Here is a 9,300-nt window from a genome sequence, read left to right on the forward strand (position 1 = left end):
CAAGATCTTAGTGTAACGCTTGGAATACCTCTTCCAACAGCTATGAAGATTATAAACGCTGCACGGGAAGCCCTTGACATTAGGTTTAAGACTGCGAAGGAGGTTAAGATGGAGAGGATGAATATTGGTAGAATAACTACGGGGAGCAAGGCTCTTGATCAGCTACTTGGAGGGGGTATAGAGACTAAGACTATCACAGAGTTCTTCGGTGAATTTGGTACTGGTAAGTGTTTCTCAGGAGATACTAGGATCTTGATGATGGATAGAGATAGTGGGGATCTTGATATAGCAAGTATTGAAGATCTATATTATGAGTTTTCTAGAAAATATGGAACCCAGAGATTCGATGGTGGAGAGATTATATGGCTTAATAGGGTTGAAGATAAACAGGGTTTCCTAGTCCCAACTATAGCACTAGAGAGAGGGGCTAGGGTTTCATGGGTAAGGCCCATAGCTATATATAGAGAGAGGGTAAGAGGCATTGCTGGTATAAGGCTAGCTAATGGATATAGAATTAATGTTACACTAGCACATCCAGTTCTACTCTCCCAAGGGGATTCCCTTGTATGGATACGGGCTGGATATGTTAGAGAGGGTGATTATATAGCTAGGATTTCTGATAGTTATATAAACGCTATAAAAGATCTTGGAAGGGGTATGAGTGATTGGCTTAGAAATGGATCTCTAGAGGCTCTAGAGGTTAGAGATGTAGAGCCGATCTATTACAATGACTATGTATATGATCTGGTGATCCCTGCAACCCATAACTTCATAACCCCAGAGGGGCTGATACTCCATAATACACAGATATGCCACCAGCTCGCCGTAAATGTACAGCTCCCACCGGAGAAGGGTGGTTTAGGAGGCTCAGCTGTGTATATAGATACAGAGGGGACTTTCAGATGGGAGAGGATCGAGGCCATGGCTAGAGGTAAGGGGTTGGATCCTGATGAGGTTATGGAGAAGATATACTTTATAAGGGCGGTTAGCAGTGATCATCAGATAGCTATTGTGGAGGAGCTCAGAGAGCTAATACCTGAGAAGAACATAAAGCTCGTAATCGTAGACTCCGTAACAGGACACTTCAGAGCAGAGTACCCCGGGAGAGAGAATCTAGCTGTGAGGCAGCAGAAGCTAAATAAGCATCTACACCAGCTACAGAATCTAGCGGAGGTATTTAACATAGCTGTAGTAATAACAAACCAGGTTATGGCAAGGCCAGACGTATTCTACGGAGACCCAACGGTAGCCGTTGGAGGACACATAGTAGGGCATGCCCCAGGGATCAGGGTTCAGTTGAGGAAGAGCAGAGGTAACAAGAGAATAGCAAGAGTAATCGACGCCCCCCACCTACCAGAAGGAGAAGCAATATTTGTGATAACAGAAACAGGAATAGCAGACGTAGCTGAATAAAGATAGATCCTAAAGCCTCTCTGCATCTCTGGTTACTGTTATTGATCCTATGTATATCGATATATTCACCCTTAATACACAAAAGCTTATAACCCATATAACAACTATCCCAAAACAAGAAGCCCACAATAAACTCTATGAGCAGTTGCGAGAAGAAAGACTCCTATGAAGCCCCCATATCGCCCAAGAGAGATTGATTCTCAAAGAGAGACACAGAAGGAGTTCTAGTTTCATCGCGTTCCATAGGCAGGACATAAGCTGACCTCCTCCCCACCCTGAAGGGCGAGGGTTCCCCCTAGGGCGGGGAGGTTTGGGCTACATCCCAGGCTCTCGCCTGGTTCAGCCCTGGGCCGGGTCTCCGGCCCATTATCCCTATCCCCTCTCGGGGATTCGGGGATATGGATGCCAGCCCCCATCCATGATCATCCGGGGCTCGGTTGCCATGCTTAACCGCCTCATCATCTAGCTATAGTACTCGCATCAAGCATATAGGTATCAACAACATCCCCGCCCTAAAGAGCGAGGCTTTCAGTTGTAAAGGGCTTAACATCGCTTGATACCAAGCCTAATGAGCCGAGATCCTTTATAATGAAAAAGCCTTAGAGTGGAGAAGTTGCAGAGCCTTTTAATAATATAGGGCTTTAATATCGCTTATAGCAGTTAATCTAAGATCTTCTGTAATATTCAGATTTAGCCTTTGATACATCCTACATATGACAAGGTATTTAGGGATATTATTAGATCTAAAGCTATTCATTAACTGACACATAAGGTTTTTGAGGAACACTAACATTTATAACATCTATTTGCTTGAGATCTTTGTGTATTTTTCTATGACTCTTCTAGCGGATTCTGACATCTCATCCAGCTTCTTCAGATCTTCTTCTATATCTAGCACCTCACCTCTTCTCTCAAGAAGCTTTCTCGCTATTAATAGATATCTTCTCTCATCTTTGATCGCGCTCATCTCTATATACATAACCATAGCAACTATCTCTGATGCCAGCTCCTCATCGACCGGTTCATCGAAATACTCGAAGCTTTTAAGGCTCTGTAGGATCTCATTTCTAATCCTCCTCACAGCCTTCATCCTGCTTTCTAGATGTTTCTCCACCTGTTCACCTCTTTTTAGTTTTATACATATAGATTTGAGACCCTTTAATATAGTTATATGCATGTTAACTGCTTCCTCTAACTCGCTTAGAATCATGTGAAGGGTTTTTCCAGAGCTACTCCCACTCATTTTCTCGCAATCCTCTTTATAGTAGCTATTGTATTATCGGCTATCCCATATGTTTTTAGTACTCCAGCATTTACCCACACCTCGTTCTGGGGAACCCCTTCATCAAGTATAGGTGAGAGCTGTAGGCTCTTTCTACCAGCTACAACAATCTCGATCATATCATCCCCTATTCCCAGCTCTTTCGCTAAAATAGGATTAATTTTCGCCTTACCCTCTTCAACATTCTCTACCCTCCTAACCCTAATCCTCTTCTCAGTCACCTGCTTCTTCTTACTTTCCCTGAGCATTGAGGGAGGCGGTATTACCTTAAGAGTATCAATTACACTGATCTTAGGTCCACTCTCAGCCTCCTCTTCCAAGCCCTCCTAACCTCCCACCATTCATTGAAAAAGCGCCAGAGGTAAATATATTCAATAACCTGATAACCATGTTTATATATGAAAATACCAGCTATAACAATTACCCAATCTCATCGCCACGCCCGTTACAGAGGATTTAGAGCTATGTCCTCTTAAACAAACCTCTTCTATTCTTGGTTTCAGCTTAATAAGCCTCGTAACTGAAAGCCCAGTACTTTAGGGTAGGGGGAAGGTTAATATTTTAAAGAGTGGGTTTTTAACCATGATCAGTTGATATATTTATTTTTCTATATATTGGGAAACATAATATGTAGGGGTATGCTTTGGAGAAGCCTCCCTCGAAGGCTGGGGATAGCTTTGGAAGGTGGTTTGACTGGGTATTATCTGCTGCGGAGATCTATGACTATGGAAGGTATCCTGTTAAGGGTGTTGGTGTGTGGATGCCATATGGTTTCAAAATAAGGGAGAAGGTTCTCAATATTTTAAGAGATCTTCTTAACTCAACTGGGCATGAGGAGATCTTATTACCTCTTCTAATACCCGAGGATATGATTAAAAGGGAGGGTGAGCATATCAAGGGTTTTGAGGATGAGGTTTACTGGGTTACCCATGGAGGTCTAGATCCTCTTGATGTAAAGCTTGCCCTCAGACCTACTAGTGAGGTTGCAATAACATATATGGAGACACTCTGGTATAAGAGCTATAGACAGCTGCCTAAGAAGCTCTATCAAATTGTAAGCATATTCAGATATGAAACAAAGGCCACCAGACCAATGATAAGGCTAAGGGAGGTAACCACATTCAAGGAAGCACACACACTCCATGATAGCTTTGAAGATGCTGATAGACAGGTTAAAGAGGCTATGGAGATCTATTCTAAGTTCTTCGACACCCTCGGAATACCATATATAATATCTAAGAGACCCGAGTGGGATAAATTCCCAGGAGCAGTATATACTGTGGCATTCGATACTATAATGCCCGATGGAAGAGCTCTCCAGATAGGCACAGTCCATCATTTGGGGCAAACATTTACCAGGGTATTCGAGACTATAATACATAAGAAGGATGGAACCCAGGACTATGGATGGCAGACAAGCTATGGTGTTTCGGACAGGGTTATCGCATCCCTAATATCGATACACGGTGATGATAGAGGGGCAATAATACTTCCAAGTATAGCGCCAATCCAAGTAGCAGTTATACCGATTCCCTCACAGAGCGAGGAAGAGACTGAAAGTATATGGAAATATGCTGAAGATATAGATCGAATGCTTAAGGATGCAGGTATCTCATCCATAGTAGATCTAGATAGGGAGAAAAAACCTGTAGAGAAATACTATTACTATGAGATAAAAGGCATCCCAATAAGGGTAGAGGTAGGTGCAAGGGAGCTGAGAGCTGGAACCGCAACCGTGTTTAGAAGGGATAGCTTCACAAGATTCACGGTTCCTAGGAGCGAGTTGGTGCAAAAGGTTAGAGAGACCCTAGAGGATATCGAGAAAGCTTTGAAGGAGAAAGCGTGGAGGGAGTTTAAATCACTAATAAAGCTCGTATATACAGTTGAGGAGGCTTCAAGCATTATAGCATCAAGAGCAGGCATTGTTGAAATACCTTGGTGTGGTAGGGAGAGGTGTGCTATAGAACTAGTGGAAAAAACAGGTGCAAGCAAAATGCTGGGCACACCACTCGAGATCCGCGATCTCGGAGATGCTAGATGCCCCATATGCGGTGATAAAGCCAAAACAATAGCTAGAATAGCAAAAACATATTAAAGAACCGGCTGAATTTCGATGCCACTAAATCCTCGCCAATGGCTTGTCATATCTAGCTAAATAGATCATCAGATCTTCTGAGGCTTAGCAGTAGAACCTATGACAATATATATCCCCTACGCCATAGTATTATCTGGCATGGAAATCAAGGTGATAGGTGGCTTGCATGCCTAAGAAGAGGGAGAGCAGGGGGAGGAGGAAAGGATCAAAGGGATATGTTGAAAGGTTACAATGCGATCAATGTGGCAGGCTTGTCCCAGAGGATAAGGCTATATGTGTTACTAGGACATATACACCAGTAGATCCTCAGCTCGCGCAGGAGCTTGAAAAGAAAGGAGCATTAATAGCTAGATATCCTGTAACAAAGTGTTATTGTGTTAGCTGTGCAATATTCCTAGGTATAATAAAGGTTAGAGCTGAAGAGGAGAGAAAGGCTATGCCAAAGAGGTAATAGGAACCAGTATGTGGCATTGTTTTTAATAATTGATTTTAAGAAAATTATGCTAAAGGATCTATAAGCTCTATCCCAACCCTTTCAGCCGGAATCCTCAGCCATCTCCTCCGGAGGCTCGTAGTAATACTCTCCAATGCTTTTTTGATATCTATCTAGGTAGCTGCCGGGCTTATTTATCCTAGGTCTCTTAGTCCTGGGATCTCTTCTGAAGGTCACACCTAGATATGATAGCAGGCTATTCATACCCTTTCTAATGCTTGTAGGCTGCTCCGCATACCCCTCTCTCCCAGGTTCTCCTTTAAATACAAAGAGTCTATCTGCTATGAAATCTATAATCGATACATCATGCTCTATAACTATTGCAGCGCTCCTCTTATTCTCTACAACACGCTTGATCGCACGAGCAACCGTTATCCTATCCTCCACATCTATATGGGCTGATGGCTCATCCAATAGATATAGATCCGCGTCTCTCGAGAGAGTTACAGCAATTGCGACTTTTTGGAGCTCACCACCGCTTAGCCCAGATATTTCTCGTGGTAATAGCTTGACTATCCCTAGCTTTCTAACCACATCATTATATATCCATGAATCCTGGTTAAGGGCTTCGGGGGATGTTTTTCTCAAAACCTCCTCAACCGTTAGGGAGCCATCTCCAAAGATTGTTGGTGAGAGGAATTGAGGCTTATAGCTGATCCTAATGACGCTTGTTCCCACAAACCCCTCATCAGGCTCTAGCTCTCCTGCTAGGAGCCTGGCAAAAGTTGTTTTTCCAATAGCATTTGGTCCTACCACACCTATCACCTCACCCCTATATATCCTACCCCCCTGGATCTTCAGCTGGAAATCTCCGAGCTTCTTTACCAGATCGCTCCATTCTGCCAACAGAATTTCTGGCTTCTGCTGTGTTTGGATCTCACCCCTAGATCTATCTGTAAATATGATCTCGGCATCCCTTATCCTCATATTCTCAGAGGGTAGATAGCCCCTGAGGAAATGTCCAATCCCAGCTCCAGTTCCATATGGCTTTGAGAAGTAGCCATATGCCCCGGGCTCTCCAAAGGTGATAACTATATAGTCTGATACATAGTCCAATACGGCTAGATCGTGCTCTACTACAAGGGTATATGCGCCCTTCGGTATTAGATCTCTTATAGCTAGGGATAGCCTGAGCCTCTCCCTCACATCTAGATACGAGGATGGCTCGTCGAACAAATATACATTCCCCTCTCTAAGCAGGGCAGCAGCTATAGCTAGCTTCTGGAGCTCTCCCCCACTTAGCTCTCTAACATCTTTTCCGATCATGTTGTGCATGCTGAGATAGTCTATAACATCTTTAAACATCCCCCTCTCATCTATCCTAGATAATATCTGCTTAACCTCACCTCTAACATATCTTGGTATAGCCTCTATATTCTGGATCTTATGTATAACCCTTAGCTTCTTATCAACTAAGCTTCTGAAATAGTTATACGCCTCAGATCCTCTGAGCCTCCTCAGAATCTCATCCCAGCTAGGGGGCTCTCTATAGTTGCCGAGATTCGGTACTATCTCGCCAGAAAGGATCTTTAGAGCTGTTGACTTTCCAGTACCATTCCTCCCAAGGATCCCAACTATCTTCCCCTGTATCGGTGTTGGGATCCCATATAGTTTAAAGAGATTCTCCCCATATCTATGCATAACCTTTTTCTCCATCTCATCAGGGAGATTTATTATATATATCGCTTCAAAGGGGCACTTCTTAACACAGATGCCACATGCGATGCATGTTGCCTCATATATAACTGGTTTCCCCTTCTTCTCCTCACTGGGCTCAATAGCTATGGTTCCTCCTCTATTTACTGGGCAGAACCTCACACATGGCATGCCACCGCATTTATCTGGGTGGCAGGCCTCATAGTCTATAACAGCTAGCCTTGTCACTTATGAACACCTATCTGGATAAGATCTCCATCTATCTTATAGATAGGGAGGATATAAGTATATATGGATTAGTATGGGTGGACTTAGAATTATATTAATAGGATCTACGGGAACTATTGGGAGGAGAATTGCTAGAGCCCTTATAGAGGATGGGCACCAGCTAGCCCTTATAGGTAGAAGTGCTTCTAGGCTTCAAGAGATTGTAAGAGAAATTGGTTCTAATAAGAATGGAATTAAATGTATATATACAGCTGATCTAAAGGATATAGAGGCTTCAAAAGCGGCTATAGCTAAAAGCACATCATGCCTTGGAGGTCTAGATGTTCTGATAAACAGTGCAGGTATATGGGATGACACAGATCCTTGGGATATAAAGCCTGAGAAATGGCTAGAGGTGTTTACAGTAAACACGATAGCACCTTACATATTGTCTCTAGAAGCCTCGAAATATATGGAGAAAGGGGGTACCATAATTAATATGGGGTGCTTAACAGCTACTAGGGGCCATAGGATCTATAGTGGGTTGAGGCCCTCACCAGCATATCTCTCATCTAAGGTAGCGATAACATATCTAACAAAACAGCTGGCAGAGCTATTAGCACCAATGGGGGTGAGGGTTATCACGATAGCCCCTTCATGGGTAAACAGACCCGGGATCGGTGAGAGGCTTGTAAAAGCAATTGAAAGCACTGTTCCCCTTAAGAGACCTGCTGATCCTGATGAAATTGTAGAGGTTATAAAGGCTATTATCAATATTAAAACCCCCTACATTACTGGTGCTGTGATAGAGGTTTCAGGAGGGTTGTAAAAGCCAAGAATCCTTCTATACAGCTTCCAGCAACCCTATTATAAAAGAGGGTTTCTTAAATTTACACATAACCTCTAAAGATCTTTAGATATGTATAGGGGGTTTGGCTTAAATATCTAGCTAAACCATAGCATATAATTCGAGGTATGTGGTTCAAATGGCTGGTATAGCTGATATAGCTAAGAGATGGGAAGGCGGTGAGAGTGTTGGGGAGAAGCTTAGGAAGGCATTTGCTAAGAAGGAGCCTATCAAATATAAGCTTCTAATGGCAAACTATAAGATAAAGAGCCTAGCAAACAAGATCGGAGTCCAGCTAGAGAGGATGAAGGAAAGAGATAGAGTTCTATTTGAAAGGGTTGTCGATGCACTAATATCCAAGGATACAACTAGAGCTACAATGCTTGCTAACGAGATAGCAGAGATAAGGAAGGCTGTTAAACAGCTAACAATAGTGCAGATAGCGTTGGAGCAAATCTCAATGAGGATCGAGACAGTGGTTCTCATGGGTGAAGCCTTCGTGCAGCTCGCACCAATAGTTGGTGTCGTTAAAGAGCTGAGAGGCCTTGTCAGAGGTATAATGCCTGAGTTCTCATATGAGATGATAGAGCTTGAAGAGAGCCTAAGAGAGGTAGTAACAGAAACAGGAGAAGGCCTGGGAGTAGGCTTCACAGAGGCTACATACTCATCACCAGAGGCAAGGAAGATCCTGGAGGAAGCAAGAATTGTTGCGGAGCAGAGGATGAAAGAGAGCTTCCCAGAGCTACCATCTGTATCACCTGTAGAGAGCAAGGCAGAAACCAAGGCCCAGTAGCATTAAAAACCATATATAGTAGATCTATAACCCCCTATTTCATAACCCTTTATTTTAAATTTTTACCCGCCTTGTATTATTTAAATATTGGTGTTCACTTGAATAGGAAGAGGGATAAGGGGCAGTCACACTCTACAAGGCCTGTAAGGGCTGGGCCTCCAAAATGGGTTAGGATGAGGCCTGAGGAGATCGAAACTATTATAGTTGAGCTACGTAAAATGGGGTATATGCCATCCATGATAGGGCTAATACTCAGAGATCAATATGGTGTCCCCCTAGTAAAGTCTGTTCTTGGTGTAAAGTTAACCAAGGTTCTCGAGAAACACGGCCTAGCACCAGAGATCCCTGAGGATCTGTTTAATTTGATGAAGAGGGCTGTAAATCTGCTTAGGCATTTGGAGGAGCATCCAAAGGATCTCCACTCTAAGAGAGGATTGATCGAGATCGAGTCTAAGATAAGGAGGCTAGTTAAATATTATAAGAGGGTTGGAAAGCTACCACCAGATTGGGAATA

The 9,300-nt window shown here is 43.2% G+C and carries 8 protein-coding genes and 3 pseudogenes; 8 read left to right on the forward strand and 3 right to left on the reverse strand.

Annotation, left to right across the window (positions count from 1 at the left end; all coding sequences use genetic code 11):
* The 3 pseudogenes from QXE01_09680 (at position 1) to radA (ending at position 1,413) form a co-directional block, all read left to right on the forward strand.
* Positions 1-228: pseudogene (locus QXE01_09680) on the forward strand (DNA repair and recombination protein RadA).
* A gap of 12 nt (positions 229-240) precedes the next feature.
* Positions 241-795 (forward strand): annotated as a pseudogene (locus tag QXE01_09685) (Hint domain-containing protein).
* A gap of 6 nt (positions 796-801) precedes the next feature.
* Positions 802-1,413, forward strand: a pseudogene (gene radA, locus QXE01_09690) (DNA repair and recombination protein RadA).
* An 802-nt stretch (positions 1,414-2,215) separates the two neighbouring features.
* On the opposite strand, the gene QXE01_09695 reads toward radA, so the two are convergent.
* Positions 2,216-2,656 carry a hypothetical protein gene (locus QXE01_09695; GenBank protein ID MEM4971508.1) on the reverse strand — a complete coding sequence of 147 codons (441 nt, stop codon included), beginning with the start codon at positions 2,654-2,656 and terminating at the stop codon, positions 2,216-2,218.
* A complete protein-coding gene (locus QXE01_09700; GenBank protein MEM4971509.1) occupies positions 2,653-3,015 on the reverse strand; it encodes a hypothetical protein in 363 nt (120 codons plus the stop codon). Before QXE01_09700 ends, QXE01_09695 begins: the two co-directional genes overlap by 4 nt.
* A 323-nt stretch (positions 3,016-3,338) precedes the next feature.
* Here QXE01_09700 and proS point away from each other — a divergent pair, with 323 nt between their 5' ends.
* Both proS and QXE01_09710 read left to right on the forward strand, forming a co-directional pair.
* Positions 3,339-4,790, forward strand: a complete 1,452-nt coding sequence (proS, locus tag QXE01_09705) for a proline--tRNA ligase (protein MEM4971510.1) — start codon at positions 3,339-3,341, stop codon at positions 4,788-4,790.
* A 166-nt stretch (positions 4,791-4,956) separates the two neighbouring features.
* A complete protein-coding gene (locus QXE01_09710) occupies positions 4,957-5,241 on the forward strand; it encodes a 30S ribosomal protein S26e (protein MEM4971511.1) in 285 nt (94 codons plus the stop codon).
* Positions 5,242-5,325: 84 nt separating this feature from the next.
* Here QXE01_09710 and QXE01_09715 read toward each other — a convergent pair whose 3' ends face one another.
* Positions 5,326-7,167: a ribosome biogenesis/translation initiation ATPase RLI gene (locus QXE01_09715; protein ID MEM4971512.1), complete on the reverse strand. Its 1,842-nt coding sequence runs from the start codon at positions 7,165-7,167 to the stop codon at positions 5,326-5,328.
* 73 nt (positions 7,168-7,240) lie between these two features.
* On the opposite strand from QXE01_09715, the gene QXE01_09720 reads away from it, so the two are divergent.
* The 3 genes from QXE01_09720 to QXE01_09730 all read left to right on the forward strand — a co-directional run.
* Positions 7,241-7,975 carry an SDR family oxidoreductase gene (locus QXE01_09720; GenBank protein ID MEM4971513.1) on the forward strand — a complete coding sequence of 245 codons (735 nt, stop codon included), beginning with the start codon at positions 7,241-7,243 and terminating at the stop codon, positions 7,973-7,975.
* A gap of 157 nt (positions 7,976-8,132) precedes the next feature.
* Positions 8,133-8,786, forward strand: coding sequence for a Snf7 family protein (locus tag QXE01_09725; protein ID MEM4971514.1), 654 nt, complete (start codon positions 8,133-8,135; stop codon positions 8,784-8,786).
* A gap of 98 nt (positions 8,787-8,884) precedes the next feature.
* The coding region (locus QXE01_09730; GenBank protein ID MEM4971515.1) for a 30S ribosomal protein S15 at positions 8,885-9,300 on the forward strand (416 nt) is incomplete at its 3' end.

This window comes from Sulfolobales archaeon, from assembly GCA_038897115.1.
Classification (GTDB): Archaea; Thermoproteota; Thermoprotei_A; order Sulfolobales; family AG1; genus AG1.